Raw genomic sequence first — 21,366 nt, forward strand, 5'->3', positions numbered from 1 at the left:
ATTTCGGCCATTCTCCGCCGAGAAATTCAGGAATCCGAGCGCTGGATGTGCCCGGAATGAATTTAGCTAGCTGGGTTAGCTAATTCCCCATTCGCCATCATGACATGATTCACAGCCCTGAAGCTGGGAGACTTCCGATTTCGGTCGGAAGCGTCGCAATCGCGCTACGAGTATTGCTGCCGAGAAAATCCGGGAAAAGAATAGAGCCACGCCCCAGTGACTGCAGCGTGACTCTAGACCCTTGATTTGATTTGACTAACCAGATCTAGCCAAACAGTGCCGTTACCCTGGTCAGTGTTTGAAAGATGCCGAAGGCGAGTGGAATACCAACCAGCGCCCAACCAACGACGAGTTGTGCCTTCTTCATGAATGCGCCTTCCCTGCGGCTGCCCCAATGAGCGGCCTGTCTGGTTCGTGAAATTCGGCGCGCACCGGTCGCACGAACAGGTTCGCCACAAAACCGACCACGAGCAGGCCGACCATGGTGAGCAGGGCCGGCTGATATGCCGCGGCGGTCAGCTCTCCCGGTGCCCCCTGTGCGTCCAGGAACGAGTTCACGATGAGCGGCCCGGCTATTCCGGCTGCCGACCAGGCCGTCAGCAGCCGACCGTGGATGGCGCCCACTTGAAAGGTGCCGAACAGATCGCGCAGGTACGCCGGGATAGTGGCGAATCCGCCGCCGTAAAACGAGATGATGACGAAAGCCAAAATCACGTAGAGGGCGGTCGTGCTGGAACCGAAGAGGGCCAGCAGCAGGTACAGCACGGTGCCGACGCCGAGGTAGACCATGTAAATGTTCTTGCGCCCGGTCTTGTCCGAGGTGGCTGACCAGATGAAGCGTCCACCCATGTTGGCGAGCGACAACAGGCCTACAAAGCCGCCGGCAACGGCTGCCGAGACGAGCGAATTGCCATCGTTCTGACGAAAGAAGTCCTGGATCATGGGTGCGGCTTGCTCGAGAATGCCGATACCGGCCGTGACGTTGCAGAACAACACAACCCAGAGCAGCCAGAACTGACGCGTTCGAATGGCATTCCGGGCTGAGACGTGGTTGCTGGTAACGAGGGCTTTGGCACGTACCTTGGTCGGATCGAATCCGGCGGGTACCCAATCGGCGGACGGAACCTTGATTGTGAAGGCCCCGAACATCATATAGGCGAAGTAGATTACGGCGAGGGTCAGAAACAGCTTGCCGACGGCATCGCCGCTGGCCACCCAGTTCGCTGCACCCGAGTTCGGGTCGTAAAAGCTGAGCAGCATCGTCGACACCGGGCTCGCGATGAGTGCGCCGCCACCGAAGCCCATGATGGCCATGCCGGTCGCCAGCCCCGGGCGGTCCGGGAACCATTTGATCAGGGTCGAGACCGGTGAGATATAGCCGATACCCAGCCCGATACCGCCGATAAAGCCGTAGCCGAGGTAAACCAGCCAAAGCTGATTCGAGAAGATTCCGAGCGAACCGATCAGGAATCCGCCCGACCAGAACAGTGCCGCGACGAACATGGCCTTGCGAGGTCCGTTGGTATCGACCCAGGTGCCCATGATGGCCGCCGACAGCCCGAGCATCACGATGGCGATCGAAAAGATCACTCCGATCTGAACCAGACTGGCGTCGAAGTGCGCCACAAGCGCCGTCTTGTAGACGCTCGTGGCGTAAGCCTGGCCGATGCAGAGGTGCACGGCAAGGGCGGCCGGCGGAATGAGCCAGCGATTGAATCCTGGTGGGGCGATGGTGCGGTCTCGATCGAGCCAGCTCATTGAGGTGTCCTTGCTGCCGGGATGGCGAATAGCGACGTTGCTGTGCGTTTCGGCGGATTACGGTAACCGTGAGGATACTGCGCAAACGGGGTGCTGAAGGTCTGCGAGCTAAAGACTATACGAACGCTTAGAACGAATTCTCTTTCGGATTCCTTACCCATTTCGCCGTTGCGGGGCGTTTCCCCCGGTTGGCAAGGCAGGATAGTTCTATGACACGCTCAGCTCCGATCGAAGACATCAACGAAGATAATCTCGTTGTCACCGCGCCCAAAACCCATGCGGCGGGTGTTGAAGCCGTGGTCGTGGCGCTCGATCGCGGCATCGCCCAGGCCGGTGTCGGGCGCACCGCCCGTTCGCTCCTGCGCCTCAACCAACGCGACGGCACCGACTGCCCCGGATGCGCGTGGCCGGAGTCCCAGGGACACCGCAAGACCGCCGAGTTCTGCGAAAACGGCGCGAAGGCCGTCGCGGAGGAGAGCACACTGCGCACGGTGACGCCAGAATTCTGGGCCGAGCATTCCATTGCCGAACTTGCCACCAAGACCGAGTACTGGCTCGGCAACCAGGGCCGAATCACGCACCCCGTCGTCATTCGACCTGGCGACACCCACTACTCGCAGATCTCCTGGGACGACGCCTTCGAACTCATCGGCGAGCAGATTCGTGCCACCGTGCCCGACCGAACCGTGTTCTACACCTCCGGCCGCACCGCCAACGAGTCGGCGTTCATGTACCAGCTCTTCGCCCGGTCCATCGGCACCAACAACCTGCCGGACTGCTCCAACATGTGCCACGAATCCTCTGGCTCTGCGCTGAACCCCACGATCGGTATTGGTAAGGGCACCGTCTCACTCGAGGACATTCATCAGGCCGAGCTCATTATGGTGGTGGGCCAGAATCCGGGCACCAACCACCCACGTATGCTGTCGGCCCTGGCGGAATGCAAGGACAACGGCGGCAGAATCGTGGCGGTTAATCCGCTGCCGGAGGCCGGGCTGTTCAACTTCATGGATCCGCAGACGCCCAAGGGCGTCGTCGGTAAGGGTACAAACCTGGCAGATGAGTTTCTGCAGATCAAGGTCGGCGGTGACCTGGCCCTGTTCCAGGCGCTCGGTCACCTGCTGCTTGAAGAGGAGGCACGGGTTCCCGGGTCGGTCATCGACCATGAGTTCGTCGCCGCGAACACCGACGGGATCGAGGCCTATCGCGCTGCCCGTTCGGTGATCGACTGGGACGAGACGAAGAAGGCCACCGGGCTTGAACGTGCCGCGATCGAGAAGGTGGCGCAACTGCTCATCGCGAGCAAGGCCACCATCATCTGCTGGGCGCTCGGCCTGACCCAGCAGCCGCACTCGGTGAACACCCTTAAGGAGATCATCAACCTGCTGCTGTTGCAGGGAAACTTCGGCAAGCCCGGTGCCGGTGCCTGCCCGGTGCGCGGCCACTCCAACGTGCAGGGCGACCGCACTATGGGGGTCTGGGAGAAACCGAAAGAGGACATGCTCGCCGCCCTCGACGCCGAGTTCGGTATCGTGTCGCCGCGTGAGCACGGTCTCGACTCCGTCGACACGGTGGATGCCTTCGTGCACGACCGCGTGGACGTGTTCGTGTCGATGGGCGGCAACTTCGCCCTCGCCTGCTCCGACACCGACATGCTCGAAAAGGCCATGCAGCGCGTTGGCCTCACCGTGCACGTCTCCACCAAGCCCAATCGCTCGCACGTGATGCACGGCAAAATCTCGCTGATTCTGCCAACGCTTGGCCGCACGGATACCGATGACAAGCATCCGTCTGGCCGCCAAGTGCTCTCCGTGGAAGACTCGATGTCGGTCGTGCGCACGACGCAGGGCCGCCTCGAGCCGGTCTCCGACCACCTGCTCGCCGAACCGGTGATCGTAGCGCGCATGGCGCGGGCCACCCTCGGCGACGACCACGCGGTCAACTGGAAGGAAATGGCCGAGGACTACGACGTCGTTCGGGACCATATCTCGCGGGTCATCCCCGGCTTTGCGGATTTCAACGCCCGCCTCAAGACCAAGAACGGCTTTGTGCTCCCCAACCCGCCGCGCGACACCCGCAGTTTCGCCACCGATATTGGCCTCGCCCGGTTTACAGTGAGCCCGATCGAGTACTTGTCGGCGCCAGAGGGTCACCTCATTTTGCAGACCATCCGCAGTCATGACCAGTACAACACGACGCTCTATGGGCTCGATGACCGATACCGCGGCATTAAGAACGGCCGTCGGGTCATTCTCATTCACGAAGATGATGTCACCGAACTGGGCTTTCAGGATCGCGACATGGTGGATGTGATCAGTACGTTTCAGGGCGTGGAGCGTCGGGCCGATACTTTTCGGCTCGTGGTCTATCCCACGCCGCGCGGCTGCGCGGCCGCATACTTTCCGGAGGCAAACGCGCTCATGCACCGCGAGCTCGTGGCCCGCGAGTCGAATACCCCCGGTTACAAAGCCATGACGGTGCGCTTCGTTCGAGCGGGCACCGCTGCCTGACCCGGCGCCACCCTCGCGCCGGCTGCGCCAGAGTTTCGCTACTGGCACCGCGGCGCAGCTCCCGCGCCGTCACATCGCTGGTGGCTACGCTACCGCGGCTGGCTCGGCATCCGCTCGACTGACAATGCGGTCTGCGCCGGCATAGATAACCATGGAGTCGCCGCGGAGGAAGCCGACCAGGGTCATATCCACCTCCGCGGCGAACTCCGCCGCGAGCGACGATGGCGCCGAGACGGCGGCCAGCACCGGGATGCCGGCCATCAGGGCCTTCTGGGTCAGTTCGAAACTTGCCCGGCTCGACACCATGAGCACGGTGCCGGTCAGCGGCAGCCGATTCTCCTTGACCGCCCAGCCGATGACCTTATCGACGGCGTTGTGCCGTCCCACGTCTTCGCGCAGCACGAGCAGGTCTCCGGTAGCAGCGTCGAACAGGCCAGCCGCGTGAATGCCGCCGGTCTTCTCGAACACGTTCTGGCCGGCACGCAGCTGCTCCGGGAACGTCGTGAGCAATTCGGCGTCCACTCGCACCGGGTCATCCGTTATGACGAAGGCCGATTTGGTGCGCACGGCGTCGATACTCTCCTTGCCGCACAGACCGCAGGAACTGGTGGTCAGCAGCGACCGTTCCAAGCTCGGTGCGGGCGGCGCGACACCGGTGCCGAGGGTGACGTCGAGCACGTTGTAGGTATTGACACCGTCGACCGCTCCCGCGCAGTACCGGGCGGTGTTGAAATCGTCGCCCTTGATGATGATGCCTTCGGAGACCAGAAACCCGGCCGCGAGGTCGATGTCGTTGCCGGGAGTGCGCATGGTGACGGCGAGGCGGCGGCCGTTCACGCGAATTTCCAGGGGTTCTTCGACCGCGAGCAGGTCCTCCCCGGCCAGGACTCCGGAGCCGACGGTGAGCCGGGTGATTTTGCGTCGCGCTGTGATTCTGCTCATGCTGAAAGTCTGCCACGGGTCACGCATCTCAGGTAAAGCGCGCTAAACCAGAAGGTGGCGTACATAACTGCGGACTCGCCGGTTTAATGACGCCGAATTCATCGATTTGCTGGGGTTTGGGCTGAAATATCCGCAGTTCTGAACGAGGTACTCCACCGCAGGGCAACTCCACCGCGGGGCAACTCCACCGCCGCGCCAGTCAACCCCCGATGTAGCTCATTTCAATCTTCTTCGCACCGGATGCCCGCAGTTCCCTGGTCTTGGCACTTCGCAACTGGGAATAGCGGTCGGTGCGATCCCGCCAGAGGTGCGCCATGACGGTGGAGAGCTCGGCATCGGAGCAGCCGCCGCGCATGAGAGCCCGCAGGTCGTGGCCCTCGGTGGCGAACAGGCAGGTGAACAGCTTGCCGTCGGTCGATACTCGGGCGCGGGAACAGGTCTGGCAAAAATTCTGGGTGACGCTCGAGATGACGCCGATCTCACCGCCGCCGTCTTGATAACGCCAGCGGCGGGAGGTCTCGCCGCTGTAATTCGGCGCGACCTCTTCGAGCGGCAGCTCGGCGTGGATGCGCGCGATCACGTCTTTCGACGGCACGACCGAGCCCATCTCCCAGCCGTTGCTCGTGCCGACGTCCATGAACTCGATGAACCGCAGAATATACGGGGTGTCCTTGAAGTGGCGGGCCATGGCCACGATGTCCTGGTCGTTCTTGCCGCGCTGCACGACCATGTTGACCTTGATCGGGCCGAGCCCGACCGCTTCAGCCACGTCGATGCCGTGTAGCACCTTGGCCACCGGAAATTTCACATCGTTCATGGTGCGAAACGTGGTGTCGTCGAGCGAGTCGAGCGAAACCGTGACGCGCTTGAGGCCGGCATCCTTCAGCGCCTGCGCCTTCACGGCCAGCGCCGACCCGTTCGTGGTGAGCGCGATGTCGATCTCACGACCGTCGGGCGTGCGGAGCTCGGCCAGCAGGGCGATGAGGTCTTCGAGCCCCTTGCGCAGCAGCGGTTCACCGCCGGTCAACCGAATCTTCTCGACTCCGTGCGCGACGGCGATGCGCGCCAGCCGGGTGAGTTCCTCGAAGCTGAGCAGTTCGTCGTGTTCCATGAACGCGAAGTCCCGGCCGAAGATCTCCTTGGGCATGCAATACACGCAGCGAAAGTTGCAGCGGTCGGTGACGCTCAGGCGCAGGTCGTGCAGCGGACGGTTCATCCGGTCAGTCACGGAGCCGGTCGGGGTTTCAAGGTTCACCGGTATGTCCGCGCGCTCTCGATAGAAGCGCGGAACTGGTTCTGCAACATCGGCGCCGGTCATGTTTCCAGCCTAATCCTCGTGGCCAGCACGGGGCACGCCCAGAACACCGGTTCTAAGCGGATGCCGGGTTCCCCATCACTGCCTTGGCCGCCACCCGTGGCTAATTCAGGACATCCATCGGTTTCTGAGGCAATCCGAGGTGAGATGGACGCGGTTCGGGCGGATTTCCTGCATTAGCCACACACACGCCTGAGCCAGGCACTGAGGGCAGACGCGGAATGGCCCGGCCCGAAAATTTCCGGGCCGGGCCATCCGCTGGTGTGGGCTAACCCTTGACGTAACCGTTCGGGTTCAGCACGTACTTTGTGGCTGCTCCGGCGTCGAACTCCTTGTAGCCGCGCGGGGCATCTTCGAGGCTGATGGCCTGGGCGTTGACGGCCTTGGCGATCTGAACCTTGTCGTGCAGGATAGCCATCATCAGCTGGCGGTTGTACTTCATCACCGGGCACTGACCGGTCGTGAAAGACAACGATTTGGCCCAGCCGAGGCCCAACCGAATCGACAGCGACCCGACCTGGGCGGCCTTGTCCTCGGCACCAGGGTCACCCGTGACGTAGAGACCGGGGATGCCGAGGGCACCACCGGCCGCGGTGATCGTCATAAGCGAGTTCAGCACCGTGGCCGGAGCCTCGTGGTCGGCGTCCTTGCCGTGGCCGCGCGCCTCGAAACCGACGGCATCGACACCGGCGTCAACCTCGGGAATGCCGAGAATCTGCTCGATCTGCTCCCCCGGCTCGCCCTTGGTGAGGTCGATCGTCTCGCAGCCGAAGCTGCGGGCCTGCGCGAGGCGCTCGGCGTTCATGTCGCCGACGATGACGACGGCCGCGCCGAGCAGCTGGGCCGAGACGGCGGCCGCGAGGCCCACCGGGCCGGCGCCGGCCACGTAGACGGTCGATCCGACGCCGGCACCGGCCGTGTAGGCCCCGTGGAATCCGGTCGGGAAGATGTCGGACAGCATGGTGAGGTCCATAATCTTCTCGAGGGCCTGATCCCGGTCGGGAAACTTCAGCAGGTTCCAGTCGGCGTAGGGAACGAGCACGTATTCGGCCTGCCCTCCCACCCAGCCGCCCATGTCGACGTAGCCGTACGCGCTACCCGGACGGTCCGGGTTGACGTTAAGGCAAATACCGGTCTTGCGTTCCTTGCAGTTGCGACAGCGTCCGCAGCTGATGTTGAACGGCACCGACACGATGTCGCCCACCTTGATGAATTCGACGTCTGGTCCGCACTCGACCACTTCGCCGGTGATTTCGTGACCCAGCACCAGGTTGCTCGGTGCTGTGGTGCGGCCACGCACCATGTGCTGGTCCGAGCCGCAGATGTTCGTCGTCACAGTCTTCAGAATGACGCCGTGTGGCACCTTGCGGCCAACGTTGGCCGGGTTGACGCCCGGACCGTCCTTGAGTTCGAACGTGGGGTAATCGATGTCGATGACCTCGACGACTCCCGCGCTCTTGTAGGCAACTGCTCTGTTCCCCGTCATGAACTACCCTTCTCATTTATCTTCGCTGGCACGATCGATGCCGACCTGACCCGCAGTGGATGATTGCCGCTGATAACGACAGCAGCCCTTTCACTCCATCACGGTTCCGAGAAATTACAATCAGTCAATTGTCAGTTTCTGCGCGGCTTGCGTCCTTCCAGACCTGCACAACGGATGGCCGTGGGCCGGCCCACGCGCCGGCCGGCGCGGTCGCCCCCAACGCAACATAGTCCGGGAATCGGCTGGACTGCGCGGCCCAGCTGCCGTTCTCCCCCGGGTGTTGCACGGCGACGTAGACCATCGACTGTTCAGAGCGGATGACCGGCCCACAGGTCTCGGCCTGCCGTGGCACCGCGAGGAACTGCTGAACCCGACCGCGCTCGGCCCCCGTCAGCGGCACCTTGAACAGGCCGTCGCAGAAGCCGATCGTGCTCGGGGCGCCGTCGGTGGAGATCCACAGGTTGCCCTCGGCGTCGAAGGCCACGTTGTCCGGGCAGGAGATGGGCGACACCTTCTCGATCGGAAAGCCGGCGAAGTAGGTGCTCGTGTTCGTCTTCGGGTCGCCGCAGACGAGCAGCAGGTTCCAGTCGAAGGTCACCGCGGTGGCATCGGAGCCGGTCTCGGTGATCTCCACGATGTGGCCGTCGCGGTTGACCGCCCGCGGGTTGGGTTCGGTGGCGCCCTCCTTGCCCGGCAGGCCGCGGTCGGTGTTGTTGGTGCAGGCGACATATATCTTGCCGGTCACCGGGCTCGGCTCGACGTCTTCGCAGCGGTCCATCTTGGTGGCGCCGACGGCATCCGCTACCAGGCGGGTGTTCACGAGGGCGTCGTCGGTGCTGAAGCCGGGCACCTGGCAAACGCCGTCGATGACGAGCGCCACCCACTGGCCGGTGCCGTCGAAGAGGCCGTCGGCGGGCAGTTGCCCGCTGCCGGTGATTTCGACGGCCGGCGAGTTGCCGGCGAAACGGGCCACGTAGAGGGAACCGCGGGTGAGCAGGGACTTGTTGTGGAGGCGTGCCTTCGGGCTCTTCTTCTTGTCGAACCGGTCGAAGGAGACAAACTTGTACAGGTAGTCGAAGCGCTCGTCGTCGCCCATATATGCGGCCACGTGACCGGTCTTTCCGACGATCACGTTGGCACCCTCGTGCTTGAATCGGCCGAGGGCCGTGTGCTTGACCGGGGGCTCGTTCGGTGCCTCCGGGTCGATTTCAACGATCCAGCCGAACCGATTGGGCTCGTTCTCGTTGCCGGCGACGGTGGCGTCGAACCGGTCGTCGACCTGCTCCCAGAGCCGGCCGGTGGGGCGGTCGGCCAGGCCGTAGCGGGCATCCGCTGGGCTGGTGCCGGTGGTGCGGAAGTACCCGTTAAAGTTTTCTTCACCCGAGAGCACTGTGCCCCAGGGAGTGGTGCCGCCGGCGCAGTTGCCGAGGGTGCCGAGCACGGTGCGGCCGGTGGGGTCTGCCCTGGTCTTCAGCAGATCACTGCCGGCGGCCGGACCGGTGACGGTGAACGGAGTGTTCGCGGTGATGCGCCGGTTGAGGCGGTCTCCCACCCGGTACGTCCACGGTTGGCCGGCGCGTTTGCGTTCGAGGGCGACCACGGACATGCCGTGGGCCATCATCGCGACGCGGCGCTGCTCATCCGCTTCGACCGGTGTGGTGGCGGGCGCGAACATGATGTTCTCATTGGTGTATTCGTGGTTGGTGACGAGGACGCCCTTGCGCCCCTTTCGCCCCTGGCCCTCGAGAATGTCGAGGTAGTCGTTGTTGTAGCCGAACTGGAGCGCCTGCGACGCGGCGCTCTGGTGCGCTGGGTCGAACCGATCGGTGGCGGCGAACAACGGGTCGCCCCAGCGGATGATGGGGTTCCAGGAGTACCCGGCGGGCACCGAGAAAGCGTCGACGGCCGCCGGAACCGGTGCGATCGGTGTGAAGGCGAGACCTCCACCGGCCCGACCACCCGCTGCGGCCAGAGCGGGAGCAGCCTGGCCAGACCCGAGCACGATCGCCGCGGCGCCGACGCCAACGCCAACGAGCAGGGAGCGACGGCTCAGGGCAGCGCCAACGATGTCGCGAAAATAGTCGTTCGTGCTCTCGTTGGGCACCGGGTGAAAGCAGGCATCCGCGCACTTGAGGTGGCAGGTGACGGCGCTGCGCTTGCCGAGGGTGTGACCCTGCATGGGAAGCAGCGGCAGTAATGGACGACCAGCGGCAGTGGATTCACGGTGCAGCATTGGAGTGCTCCTCAGGACGATCTGAACCCCGAACTGGGGACAGACCCACCCTCCCGCCGATTTTCCTCCGGTTCAAGGCCGCCCGGTGTCTCGTCGCTGAACCGAAGATGAACGCTTGGGGCTGCCGATCGAGCGATCTATCGGGACTGGAGAAAAAGCGCGACGGCGTGCGCTGTGGTCTCGCGCACACGTTCGGCGGCGTGAGCCTGCAGGTCGTCGAGGGTCGACGGTCCCCCGGCGATCGAGAAGGCGGCCGTGACACCGGATGCCGCGGAGTCGGCCGCCGACAACTCCACCCGGCCGGCGATGACGACGACCGGGCATCCTGCCGAGGCCAGGCGTGCAACGGCCACGGCCACCTTGCCGCCGAGGGATTGGGAGTCGAAACTGCCTTCGCCGGTGAGCACGAGATCGGCGGAGGCCATTTTGTGGGCCAGGCCCACGGCATCCGCGACCAGGGTACTGCCGGGAACCAGTTCGGCACGCAGCAGCGGCACGAGGGTGGCCGGCATGCCGCCGGCCGCTCCGGCGCCGGGTCGGCCGCTCATGTTTTCACCGGTTTCGGCGAGCACGATCGCGGCCAGGCGGGCCAGGCCCGCGTCGAGCTCGGCGACGTCTCGTGGCTGCGCGCCCTTTTGCGGGCCGAACACGGCGGCAGCGCCAGCGGGACCGCAGAGCGGATTGTTCACGTCGACCGCGACGCGCCAGCGCACCACGCGCGCGTGCGGGTGCAGTCCGGCCAGGTCGAGCGACGCGATCTGAGCCAAACCGGCACCACCCGGCGCGACCGGCAGTCCGGCGGCGTCCAGAAAGCGCACACCGAGTGCGGCGAGCAGGCCCGTTCCGCCGTCGGTGCTGGCGGAACCTCCGACGCAGAGCAGAATTTCCTCGACCTGTTGATCGAGCAGTTCCCGAGCGAGCAGGCCGACCCCGTAGGTGTCGGCGCGCTGGGGCTGGGGTAAGGCATCCGCTACGAGAGTCAGGCCATTGGACTCGGCCGCTTCGATGAGCCCGGTGCGCCCGTCGGCGGAGGTAGCGTAGCGAGCCCGGCGGCTGCGACCGAGCGCATCGACGGTGAGCATGATGCTGGGCTCGACGCCCCAGACCGCGGCGATGGTATCGAGGGTGCCCTCGCCGCCGTCGGCCATCGGGCAAAGGGTGAGGTGCAGGACGGGTCGGCCGAGCGCGAGGCCGGCTTCGCGGGCTCCGGCGGCCATGGCGGCTGCGGCAGCAGCCGCACTGAGGCTGCCCTTGAACGAATCCGGCGCGATGACTATGGTGAGCGGCTTCCCTGTCGGATGATTGTGCATTGGTTCAGGCTAGAACACAATCAGGCACAGGTTTAGGTGAAATCGACCCACAGCTATCGGCCGATACGGGCCTCGAACAGGTCGGGGACAGACGCCCATGGCGCATGTCGGTGGTGTGGCATACACTTTTCACATAGAAGATTTATTCTATAAATGTCGATCCCAACTTTACTTTGTTCGAACTTTATGGAAGATTTTTTTCTTCCCGTTCACCAGCATTTTTATGACAGCTGTGTGAACAGCCCAGTTATTTTCGCCTTCTCAGACCAGGGAGCCCGCCTTGCCCCACATCATTGACGCTCCGGTTGACGTTGAGCTTTCCGCCGACGGCGACCCGCGCGCATTCATCTGGAATCGGTTTGAACACACCGTCATCGGGCAGCCGCAGGCCGTGTTCAAACGCACCAGGTGGTGGGAGAACGAGGGAATCCCCACCCGCATCGATACCGAGCTGTGGCGACTCGACGCGAGTCGTGGCGGCGAAGAACAGCACCGTTACGACCTGCGCCGCGGCACGGACGGGTCCTGGACCCTAGCAATGGACTGGGGATGACCAGCACACCGGGGTCAGCAACAACGGGGTCAGCAACAACGGGGTCAGCAACAACGGGGTCGGCAACAGCGGGCACGACCTTCGCGCACCTGCACGTCGCGAGTGCCTACTCGACCCACTATGGCGTGACGCTCCCCGAAGCGCTGGCCGAGCAGGCGGCCGCGCAGGGCGCGAGTTTTCTGGCCATCACCGACCGTGACGGCCTCTATGGTGCCGTCAAGCACGTGCGCGCCTGCGTGAGCGCGGGCATCAGCCCCGGGTTGGGTGCCGACCTCGCCGTGCACGATGAGGAATTCCGCGCGCTCGGCCGGGTGGTCGTGCTCGCCCACGGCCACACCGACGGTCGCGGCTACGCCGCGCTCTGCCGCGCGGTCAGCGCCGCTCACAGCGGCAGCGCCGGCCAGCGCTCTGCGCTCACGCCGGCAAGCACCGGGCCGAGCATTTCGCGCGCGCGGCTGGCCGATCTGGCCGGGCTCGCCTCGCTCACGGTGCTGCTCGGCCCCGACTCCGACGTGGGTCTCGCTGTTGGCAGGCGCGACAACACGGATGCCGCGACGCGGCTCACCCACTGGCAGCGTGCCCTGCCCGAAGGCGCCGTCGTGCTCGAAATCGTCTGTCACCTCGCCGAGAGCGGCACCGTCGGCAGTGTGACCCCGGCCACGCGCATGCTCGCCCTCGCCGAGAACGCCGGGCTGCCAGCGGTGCTCAGCAATGCCGTGCGGTACGGCACCCCCGACGAGGCGGTCACCGCTGACCTCGCCGACGCCGCGCGTTTTCTGCTGCCGCTCGCCGAAATCGATACCCCGCAGACCAACGGCCAGGCCTGGCTCAAACCCGCCGGGGCGATGCGCCAGGTAGCCCGCATGGTCGTCGATGCTGGCCTGCACGAAGGCGGAGCACTCGAACGGCTGCTGCGCGATACCGAGCGGCTCGCCGACCGCTGCAGCCTCGACCCGGTGAGCGACATCGGCCTCGGCCGCCCGCGCATGCCGGAAGCGCGCATCATCGGGGTCACCGGCGATCCGGTCACCGAGCTGTGGCGGCGGGCCCGCAGTGGTATCGCCGACCTGTACTCCGCGAGCGGCTCACGCGCGGTGGAAGCCGCCCACGCCCAGCTCGCTCACGAGATGAAAACGGTCGAGCACCTCGGCTTTGCCAGCTATTTTCTCACCGTGTCGCGTGTGGCCGACATTATTCGCGGGATGGGTATCCGTATTCAGGCCCGCGGTTCGGGGGTCGGTTCGGTGCTCAACTATGCGCTGCGCACGTCTTCGGTCGAACCCATCGCGAATGGGCTGCTCTGGGAACGCTTTCTCTCCCCCGAACGCCAGACGCTGCCCGACATCGACATCGACGTGGAGTCGGCCAGACGGCACGACATCTACCGCGAGGTCTTCCGTGCCTTCGGCAGCGACCGGGTCTCGCTCATGTCGATGACCAACGCCTATCGCGGCCGCGGCGCCGTGCGCGACGCCGGCCTCGCCCTCGGCCTGCCCGACGAGCAGATCAACGTGATCGCCAAGCAGATGTGGCGGTTCAACGCCCGCGACTTTCGCCGCGCCCTCGAGGAGAAGCCCGAACTCGAGGCCCTCGCCGCCGAGGTGCGCGAGTCGCAGCAGCTCGACCTGCTGGTCGACCTCACCGCGCGGCTCGACCGGCTCCCCCGGCACATCTCGGTGCACCCCTGCGGCGTAATCCTCTCCGATGCGAGCCTGCTCGATCGCACCCCGGTGCAGGCGAGCGGCATGGGCCTGCCCATGTCGCAGTACGACAAACACGACATGGACCCGATGGGGCTCATCAAACTCGACATCCTCGGCGTGCGCATGCAGTCAGCCATGGCACACGCCACCCGCGAGCACCACCGGCTCACCGGCGAGAGCATCGACCTCGATCGGGTTCCGCTCGACGATGCAAAAACGTTCGAACTCATTCGCTCCACCCGCACGCTCGGCATCTTCCAGATCGAATCCCCCGGCCAGATGGAGCTTGTCGGCAAGCTGCAACCCGAGGTATTCAACGACCTCACGGTGGAGATCTCGCTGTTTCGGCCCGGACCGATGAAGAACAACATGCCGCTCAAATACCTGCAGGCCCGGCACGGCGAAGTCTCCCCCGACTACATCCACCCCCGGTTCGAGCCCATTCTGCGCGAGACCAACGGTGTGGTCATCTTTCACGAACAGGTCATGCGGCTGTTCGACGAGCTCACCGGCTGCGGCCTGGGCAAAGCGGATGTCTTTCGCCGCCACCTGGGTAAGCCGGAGCAGCTTGCGCAGATTGGGGAGTACCTGCGCGAGAAAGCCCTCGCCCGCGGCTTCAGCGAAAAGGTCATCGACCAGATCTGGACGGTGCTGGCGGGGTTTGGCAGCTTCGGCTTCGCCAAGGCGCACGGCGCGGCCTTCGCGCTGCCCACCTATCAGTCCGCCTGGCTGAAGACCCACCATCCGGCGGCTTTTCTGGCCGGGCTGCTCACCCACGACCCTGGCATGTGGCCCAAAGACCTCATCGTCGCCGAAGCCCGGGTGCTCGGAGTGCCGGTGCTCCCCCTCGACGTGCAGTCCAGCGCGTTGGACTACCGCGTGGAGGATCTCGCCGACGGGAGCCAGGGCATCCGTCTGGCGCTGCCGGAACTGGTCGGCAGCACCGAGACCGAGCGGGCGCGCATTGCCCGGCACCAGCCGTTTAGCTCACTGCAGGACTTTCGGGACCGGGTGCATCCGCGAAGGCGCACCTTCGAGGCGCTCGCGCGGGTGGGCGCCCTCGACACGTTCATCGGTTACGACCGGGCAAGGCGGCACGAGCTGCTCGCCCACATCCAGTCGCTGCGCGGCACCGCCGTCGTGATCCGCGCCGACCAGCTCGCGTTTGAGGTGGAGCTGCCGGTGCCGCGGTATTCCGGTGACCGAGCCGGCGCCATCACCTCGCTCGAACTGCGTGGCCGCACCCAGACCGATCTGGAGCTGCAGGGTCTGAACCTGGCCGTGTCGACCCATCAGATGACGCGCTTTCACTCGCTGTTCAAGGAGCTCGGAGTGACCCCGGCGAGCGAGCTCGGCAACCTGCCCGGAGGCACCGAGGTGCTGCTCGCCGGGGTGCGCCGGGCAACGAACACACCGCCGATGCGTGGCGGCCGCCGGGTAGTGTTCATCAGCCTCGACGACGGCACCGGCCCGGTCTCCAACGTCGTGTTCTTTCACGACGCGCAGGAACGCGTGGGCGGGCAGGTGTTCCAGACCAACTACATGCTCGTGCGCGGTCGCACGAGGCGCTCCGGCGCTCGTGGCGTGTCGGTAACCGGCGAGAACCTGTGGAACCTGTTCGACGTGGCCCGGCAGGTGAAGGAGCGGCACTCGCTCGAGCGCGCCGCCGCGGAGGAAGCGGCCAACGCGGGCGCCTATGCGGCCGAACTCAATGCGCAGCCGTTGATCCTCACGCCGGCGCAGTTGTCATCATCGAGTCCCGGTGGCACCCTGCATCACCTCAATGCGGCGCAGAGCGCCTGACCGCGTCCACGCAAGTACACGGCTACCCGGCTGCTGCGGCGCTACTGGCCGGGCGGGGCCGGAGCCGCGTCGGGCGGCGCGGGCGCGACCGGCGGAGCAGTCGGCGGGGCGGGCGGCGGAACAACCACGGGCGGCGGAATGTACTTGGGAGCGAGTTCCTCGAAGGCGTCACCGCCGTACTTAGCATTGACCACCGACATCACGACCGGCCACATGCGGTGCCGCGCCGTCGCGATTTGGTCCCGCCCAAAGTACTGCCGCCGCTGGCTGAGCGTGCCGGTCAGGCTCACTACGGCGACTACCGTGGCCACCTTGGTACTCGCACCGCTCATCCAGGTGTCCTTGGCGCCGTCCGTGGTTCCGGTCTTGCCGATCATCGGAACCGACGGTCTCGTCTTCGCGTTCGACTGCTGTCCGGTGCCCCCCGTCATGACCCGGTGCATGGCGTAGGCCATGCCCGCCGCCACCGTGGAATCGACCGATTGCGTGCAGGTCGACGGCGGCACCGCAATCTCGACCCCACCCGGGCCGACGATGCGATCAATGGCGATCGGCGAACAGGTCACCCCCTTGTTCGCGATGCCAGCGAAGGCAACGGCCATGGTGAGCGGGGCGATCTCGTTGGTACCGATAACGGATGCCGCCGTCTGAGAGAGCGGCTCGCCGTTTGCCCGGTGCACCCCGAACGCTTCGGCCGTCTTGCGGATGCCGCACAGGTCAAGCTTCTTCGCCATGCCGATAAAGCCCGTGTTGATCGAGCCGACGGTCGACTGCAGGGCACTGTAATTGGCGCCGGATTCGTTCGCGTCATTGCGCGGATTCCAATTCTGGCTGTTGTAGTTCTGCGGGCCGAGGCAGCTGTCCTGAAAAGTACCCCAATTGGCTTTGCGCCTCGAGTCGACGCGCTCGTTGAGCGAATGGCCCTCCTTGAGCCACTCGGCCAGGGTAAAGATCTTGTAGGTCGAGCCGGGCTGAAACCCGCTCGACCCGCCCTCGGCATAGTCGGTGGCGTAGTTGATGCCGGTGTAGTTGGCCCCGGTCGCCTGTACGGTCGGGTCCTGGCTGTAATCCTTGTTCTGGGTCATGGCGAGCACCCGGCCGGTGCCGACCTGCACGCTCGTGATGACCGCACCCACGTCACCGCCGGCGTAGACCTTGGGCACCTGTTGGTTCATGGTGGTCACCGCCGCGTTCTGCACGTCGAGGTCGAGGGTTGTGTACACGTCGTAGCCGCCGCGCCGAAAGTTGAGCATGCGGGTGGCGGCGTCGGCGCCGAAGGTGGGATCGGTCTGCAGAATCTTGGTCACGTAATCGCAGAAGAACGCGTTGGCCATCGCGGTCTGGCAGCCCGTGCTCGGTTCGGTGATGACCGGTTCAACCAAAGCGACAACCGCGGCGTCGTAGTCAGCCTGAGTGATCTTTTGGTAGCGCAGCATCTCGCGCAGAATGTAGTCGCGGCGCTGCTTGTTGGCGGCGTAGCCGTTGGCTGCCCCGTTGGTCTCGCTCGCGGGCTTGTCGAGCTGGAACTTGACCGGGTTGTTCACGATCGCCACGAGGCTCGCGGCCTGAGGCAAGGTGAGGTTGGCCGCGGTGGTGTTGAAATAATAGTTGGCGGCGGCCTCGATGCCGTAGACGGTGCCGCCGAAGCCGGTGATATTGAAGTATTGCTGCAGAATGTCGTGTTTGCTGTACTTCTTCTCGACCCCGATGGCGAGCCGCATTTCTTTGAGTTTGCGGTCCGGCGTGGTTTTCGTCGCCGCGGTGTAACAGGCATCGTGCGCACGCTGGTCGGTGAGCAGCTCGCACTTCTGCACGAGCACGTTCTTCACGTATTGCTGCGTAATGGATGACCCGCCCTGGGTGTTACCCCCGGCCACTGTCGTGGCTGTGGCTCGCAGGGTGCCCTGCAGATCAACCCCACCGTGCTCATAGAATCGAGGGTCTTCCCCCGACACCGCGGCATCCTTGGCGAACAGGCTGATCGCGTCCCAGCCCACCTCGATGCGGTTTTGATCGTAGAACGAGGCGAGCAGTTCGGCGGTTCCGTCACTGCGGGTGGCAAAGATGTCGCTCTTCTGCGACAGCGCTTCGATATTGACGTAGCCCGGCAGGTTCTCGAACACCGAGATGGTGTTCGTGGCAGCCAGACCCGAGAGCGCCACCACCGGGGTCACCGACACGGCCACCAGGATGCCGGCCGCCGCGCTCATGGCAACGAAGCCGAGGAGGCCGCCCAGGGCTCCATGAAATGTGCGCCGCCACGACTGGGCCGCGCCGGTTGGAACCTCGGTCACCTGTACCACACTTACCCCCAGCTGAGTCCATCCCGTGCGAGTGCCCGCGCCTGCACAAGGTTCGCAATTGAATGTCATGTTAGTCACATGCGGATGCCGATGGGGTCGGCTGGCCGAGCTGAGCATGTATCGGCTTGATACCGGTTTCTGAAGTAGTATCCGGTGAAAGCGCTGGAGGTGGTGAATGCGAACATTCGGCATCGAAGAGGAATTCATCTTTCTGAAGCCCTCGACCCTGCAGCCGGCGAACGTGGGCGACGATGTGCACGCCGAGCTCCTTGGCCGCTCCCCCGTGTCACGCTTTGTCAGCCACGAGTTTCTGGCCTCGCAGATCGAGCGGTCAACGCCGGTCTTCGACCGGTTCGAACAGGCATCCGCTGATCTGCTCGCTTTTCGGTCGCGGCTGGCCCGTGCCGCCCTCAGCCGTGGAGTGCTCGCCGCCGGCGTCGGCGCGCCATTCCAGACCGAGGGCTGGCCTGAGGTGACCAATGTGGAGCGCTATCACACCGTCGAAACCGAGTTTCGGGGGTTGGTGCCCGACCACCTCATCAACGGGCTGCACGTGCACGTCGGTATTCCCAGCCGCGAAGCCGGGGTGCAGGCGCTCAACCGGGTGCGGGTCTGGCTGCCGACACTGCTCGCGCTGGCCGTGAATTCCCCGTTCTGGCACGGCGCCGACACCGGGTTTTCCAGTTGGCGAAGCGTGCACATGCGGCGCTGGTCGACGATCGGCTGCCCGCCGATCTTCGCGGATGCCGCCGATTACGATCGCCGAATCCGCCGCCTGGTCGGCGTGGGCGGTACCTACGACCTGCGCACGATCTGGTGGAATGCGCGCCTCGCCGAGGAACATCCGACCGTGGAGATTCGGGTCTGCGACGCCCAACTCGATGCGCCATCGACGCTCCTGCTCGCCGCCCTGACCCGGGCGATCGTCACGACCGCGCTGCGTGACGGAGAAGCGAATGTCGCCCCCATCGATATCGCGCCGGAACTGCTCGACGCGGGGCTGTGGCACGCCGCCCGCGAGGGTATGGAGTCCACGCTTCTGAACCCGGTGTCGGGAAGGCTGGAGAACGCATCCGCTGTGACGGCGGCGCTGCTGCGTTACGCCGGCGATGCCATCGACGAGGTCGGCAACCGCGATCGGATCGAGGCGTTACTGGCCCGGTTAGGGCGACTCGGTACCGGGGCCGAGCGCCAGCGTGCCGCGATGCGTGCCGGCGGGCCGCCGGCTCTCGCCGCCCTGCTCGGGCGGGCGCTGACCGCGCACGACTGAGCGCCGTCAGTTTTCGGCCCTAGATTTTCAGCATCGGGTGCAGTTTCGCGATAGACCAGATCTTCATGGAACGACTGGCGAAGACCGAAACGGTGAACGCTCCGATGCCAAAGGCCAGCAGGGCCACGATGTCGACCAGAATGGCACTCGACCACCCCTCGGCGATGAGCCGCCGCACCCCGTCGACCGCGTAGGTCATCGGCAGGCCCGGGCTGATCCACTGAAAGAAGCCTGGCGAGGTCTGAACCGGATATGTGCCGCCGGCCGAAGCCAGTTGCAGAATGAGCAGCAGCAGGGCCACCAGTCGTCCGCGGCCGCCGAGCAGCGCGATCAGACCGTGGTGGATGGTGGTGAAGACGAGTGCCACGATGACCGTAAAGGCGGCGAGGGCGGCCAAATTGGTCGCTTCGAGCCCCACCAGAAAGTGCAGCACCGCGAGCAGCAGCCCGGCCTGCAACAGGCCGAACAAGAGCCCGGGAGCGAGGCCCGTCAGGGCAACGCGTATCGGTCGGGCAGTGGATGCGACGGCCTGCGGCGACAGCGGACGGAACAGAAAGTACATGCCGATTCCGCCAACCCAAAGCGCGAGCGGTATGAAGTACGCGGCGAGGCCTTCCCCGTAGAACCCGACGGCGTTCTCCCGAACGAGTTCGGCGGCTACGGGCGCAGAGGCGACCGCCGCGAGGGCGCTCGCCTGATCGGCGGTATAGCTCGGCACCTGATCGACGCCCGATTCGAGCGAGGTGCTCAGTGTGTCGGCGCCAACCTGGAGTTGCCCGAGACCGTCGGCGAGGGTGCTTGCGCCGGCGTTGGCCGTCGTGGCACCCGCGGCCAGGGTGCTCGCGCCGGCGGCCGTGCTGTCGGCACCGGTCGCGAGCGTGGCGGCGCCGGTCGCGAGTGTCGCAGCACCCGTAGAGACGGATTGGGCTCCGGTAGAGACGCTCGCTGCTCCGGCGGCGAGGGTCGCGGCGCCGTCGTCGAGGGTGCCAATGCCCGCAACGAGCGGCGTCGCACTCTCGTGGAGCGTGGCTGCCCCGGTCGCCACTGTTTCTGCGCCGTCGGCGAGGGCCGCGATCGATCCGCCGCCGGTGGCGAGGGCGGCGTTCAGTTGCGTCAGGGTCCAGTCCGGGTGCGCAACGGTCAGGGCTGCGATCGTGGCCAGGGTCGTGGAGACGGTGCGGGTTCCCGCCGCGAGCTGGGCGGTCGCCGTCGGCAGCGTTGTCACACTCGCGTCGAGGGTGGCGGCTCCCGTTGCGAGGGAAGACGCACCGCTGGTGACCTGCGCGGCGCCGCTCGCCACGGACGCCGAACCGGTGGCCAGGGAGCTCGCGCCGGTGGCGAGGGTGTGGCTGCCGGCATCCACTTGGGAGACGCCGTCCGCGAGGGTGGCGGCTCCACTTGCGAGGGTGCCGAGTCCGATGACGAGTTGCTCCGACCCGTCGCTCGCGCTCGTGGCGCCGTTACGGAGGGTGACGGCGCCACGAGCGGCCAGCGCGAGGTCGTCGTGCAGGCTGGTGAAGCCGACGTAGACGTGGTCGAGGTAGGTCTCCGAGATCGAGCTCGACAACTCGGCCCTGATCGCTGCCGTGACCGATTGGGTGACCTGGCCGACGATGAAGTTCGAGGCGTCGTCGGTGTAAACGTGGAGTCGAGCCTGTTCCGGCGCGAAAACGGATGCCGCGGTGCCGGTCGCGTCGCCGGAGGTGGTGGCGGGGGTAGTGGCGGGGGTAGTGGCGGGGGTAGTGGCGCCGGGATTCGTGGACGTCGTAGCCAGGGTGCTCGAGAAGTCCGCGGGAACGACGAGCACGGCGAAGTTTGTGTTGTCGGCGAGCGAGCGGCGGGCATCCGCTTCGTTGGTGGTACTGCTCCACGTGAATCCGGCGCTGTCGCTGCCCACGAGGGAGTCGACGAGAGCTGCGCCGGCATCGATGGTCTGCGCGGTTCCGTCGGTGCCGGTCACGCTCGCGGCCAGATCGTTGTTGACGATGACAGCGTGGAGGTTGCTGATATTGCCGCTCGTGTTCCAGTTGGCCGACAGGTAGACGCCGCCGTAGATGGCCGGAACGGCGGCGATCATGATTAGCGCGACGATGGCCAAGAGGGACGACCGAAATCGGGACAGCTCGATACCGGGCAGGGAGAACAGGCGCGGTGTGAACAGGCGCGGGCGTTGGGCCACG

Annotated in this window: 13 protein-coding genes; 4 read left to right on the forward strand and 9 right to left on the reverse strand. The window is 65.4% G+C overall.

Features of this window, described 5'->3' with window-relative positions:
- Window positions 1–265: 265 nt before the first annotated feature.
- Both QMK31_RS17390 and QMK31_RS11880 read right to left on the reverse strand, forming a co-directional pair.
- On the reverse strand, window positions 266–367 hold the full coding sequence (locus QMK31_RS17390) for an MFS transporter small subunit (RefSeq protein WP_502853058.1): 102 nt from the start codon (window positions 365–367) through the stop codon (window positions 266–268).
- A complete protein-coding gene (locus QMK31_RS11880) occupies window positions 364–1,758 on the reverse strand; it encodes an OFA family MFS transporter (protein WP_283501157.1) in 1,395 nt (464 codons plus the stop codon). Before QMK31_RS11880 ends, QMK31_RS17390 begins: the two co-directional genes overlap by 4 nt.
- A gap of 209 nt (window positions 1,759–1,967) precedes the next feature.
- Here QMK31_RS11880 and QMK31_RS11885 point away from each other — a divergent pair, with 209 nt between their 5' ends.
- On the forward strand, window positions 1,968–4,268 hold the full coding sequence (locus QMK31_RS11885; protein WP_283501158.1) for an FdhF/YdeP family oxidoreductase: 2,301 nt from the start codon (window positions 1,968–1,970) through the stop codon (window positions 4,266–4,268).
- 84 nt (window positions 4,269–4,352) lie between these two features.
- On the opposite strand, the gene fdhD is transcribed toward QMK31_RS11885, so the two are convergent.
- From fdhD to QMK31_RS11910, 5 genes are all read right to left on the reverse strand, one after another.
- Window positions 4,353–5,210 (reverse strand): formate dehydrogenase accessory sulfurtransferase FdhD, encoded by an 858-nt coding sequence (gene fdhD, locus QMK31_RS11890; RefSeq protein WP_283501159.1) that lies wholly within the window; start codon window positions 5,208–5,210, stop codon window positions 4,353–4,355.
- A 199-nt stretch (window positions 5,211–5,409) separates the two neighbouring features.
- On the reverse strand, window positions 5,410–6,528 hold the full coding sequence (gene moaA, locus QMK31_RS11895; RefSeq protein ID WP_283501160.1) for a GTP 3',8-cyclase MoaA: 1,119 nt from the start codon (window positions 6,526–6,528) through the stop codon (window positions 5,410–5,412).
- 265 nt (window positions 6,529–6,793) lie between these two features.
- On the reverse strand, window positions 6,794–8,011 hold the full coding sequence (gene fdhA, locus QMK31_RS11900) for a formaldehyde dehydrogenase, glutathione-independent (protein ID WP_283501161.1): 1,218 nt from the start codon (window positions 8,009–8,011) through the stop codon (window positions 6,794–6,796).
- 124 nt (window positions 8,012–8,135) lie between these two features.
- Complete coding sequence (locus QMK31_RS11905; RefSeq protein WP_283501162.1) at window positions 8,136–10,244, reverse strand: PhoX family protein; 2,109 nt, start codon at window positions 10,242–10,244, stop codon at window positions 8,136–8,138.
- Between the two features lie 137 nt (window positions 10,245–10,381).
- Window positions 10,382–11,554 carry a glycerate kinase gene (locus QMK31_RS11910; protein WP_283501163.1) on the reverse strand — a complete coding sequence of 391 codons (1,173 nt, stop codon included), beginning with the start codon at window positions 11,552–11,554 and terminating at the stop codon, window positions 10,382–10,384.
- A gap of 280 nt (window positions 11,555–11,834) precedes the next feature.
- On the opposite strand from QMK31_RS11910, the gene QMK31_RS11915 reads away from it, so the two are divergent.
- Both QMK31_RS11915 and QMK31_RS11920 read left to right on the forward strand, forming a co-directional pair.
- Window positions 11,835–12,107, forward strand: coding sequence for a hypothetical protein (locus QMK31_RS11915; protein WP_092111863.1), 273 nt, complete (start codon window positions 11,835–11,837; stop codon window positions 12,105–12,107).
- Complete coding sequence (locus tag QMK31_RS11920; RefSeq protein ID WP_283501164.1) at window positions 12,104–15,613, forward strand: DNA polymerase III subunit alpha; 3,510 nt, start codon at window positions 12,104–12,106, stop codon at window positions 15,611–15,613. Before QMK31_RS11915 ends, QMK31_RS11920 begins: the two co-directional genes overlap by 4 nt.
- A 41-nt stretch (window positions 15,614–15,654) precedes the next feature.
- Here QMK31_RS11920 and QMK31_RS11925 read toward each other — a convergent pair whose 3' ends face one another.
- Window positions 15,655–17,907, reverse strand: a complete 2,253-nt coding sequence (locus QMK31_RS11925) for a transglycosylase domain-containing protein (protein WP_283501165.1) — start codon at window positions 17,905–17,907, stop codon at window positions 15,655–15,657.
- Window positions 17,908–18,091: 184 nt separating this feature from the next.
- Here QMK31_RS11925 and QMK31_RS11930 point away from each other — a divergent pair, with 184 nt between their 5' ends.
- The gene (locus QMK31_RS11930) at window positions 18,092–19,186 is read left to right on the forward strand and encodes a carboxylate-amine ligase (protein WP_283501166.1); all 1,095 of its coding nucleotides are present in this window, start codon (window positions 18,092–18,094) and stop codon (window positions 19,184–19,186) included.
- A gap of 19 nt (window positions 19,187–19,205) precedes the next feature.
- Here the strand turns inward: QMK31_RS11930 and QMK31_RS11935 are convergent, their stop codons facing one another.
- Entirely contained in the window at window positions 19,206–21,365 is a 2,160-nt protein-coding gene (locus QMK31_RS11935; protein ID WP_283501167.1) for a YhgE/Pip domain-containing protein, read from the reverse strand.
- Between the last annotated feature and the right edge of the window lies 1 nt (window position 21,366).

The sequence above is a fragment of the Cryobacterium sp. PH31-O1 genome, from assembly GCF_030063455.1.
Taxonomy (GTDB): domain Bacteria; phylum Actinomycetota; class Actinomycetes; order Actinomycetales; family Microbacteriaceae; genus Cryobacterium.

Coding starts and splice junctions, on each gene's coding strand:
- QMK31_RS17390 (WP_502853058.1), bottom strand. CDS start 367: ATGAAGAAGGCACAACTCGTCGTTGGTTGGGCGCTGGTTGGTATTCCA.
- QMK31_RS11880 (WP_283501157.1), bottom strand. CDS start 1,758: ATGAGCTGGCTCGATCGAGACCGCACCATCGCCCCACCAGGATTCAAT.
- QMK31_RS11885 (WP_283501158.1), top strand. CDS start 1,968: ATGACACGCTCAGCTCCGATCGAAGACATCAACGAAGATAATCTCGTT.
- fdhD (WP_283501159.1), bottom strand. CDS start 5,210: ATGAGCAGAATCACAGCGCGACGCAAAATCACCCGGCTCACCGTCGGC.
- moaA (WP_283501160.1), bottom strand. CDS start 6,528: ATGACCGGCGCCGATGTTGCAGAACCAGTTCCGCGCTTCTATCGAGAG.
- fdhA (WP_283501161.1), bottom strand. CDS start 8,011: ATGACGGGGAACAGAGCAGTTGCCTACAAGAGCGCGGGAGTCGTCGAG.
- QMK31_RS11905 (WP_283501162.1), bottom strand. CDS start 10,244: ATGCTGCACCGTGAATCCACTGCCGCTGGTCGTCCATTACTGCCGCTG.
- QMK31_RS11910 (WP_283501163.1), bottom strand. CDS start 11,554: ATGCACAATCATCCGACAGGGAAGCCGCTCACCATAGTCATCGCGCCG.
- QMK31_RS11920 (WP_283501164.1), top strand. CDS start 12,104: ATGACCAGCACACCGGGGTCAGCAACAACGGGGTCAGCAACAACGGGG.
- QMK31_RS11930 (WP_283501166.1), top strand. CDS start 18,092: ATGCGAACATTCGGCATCGAAGAGGAATTCATCTTTCTGAAGCCCTCG.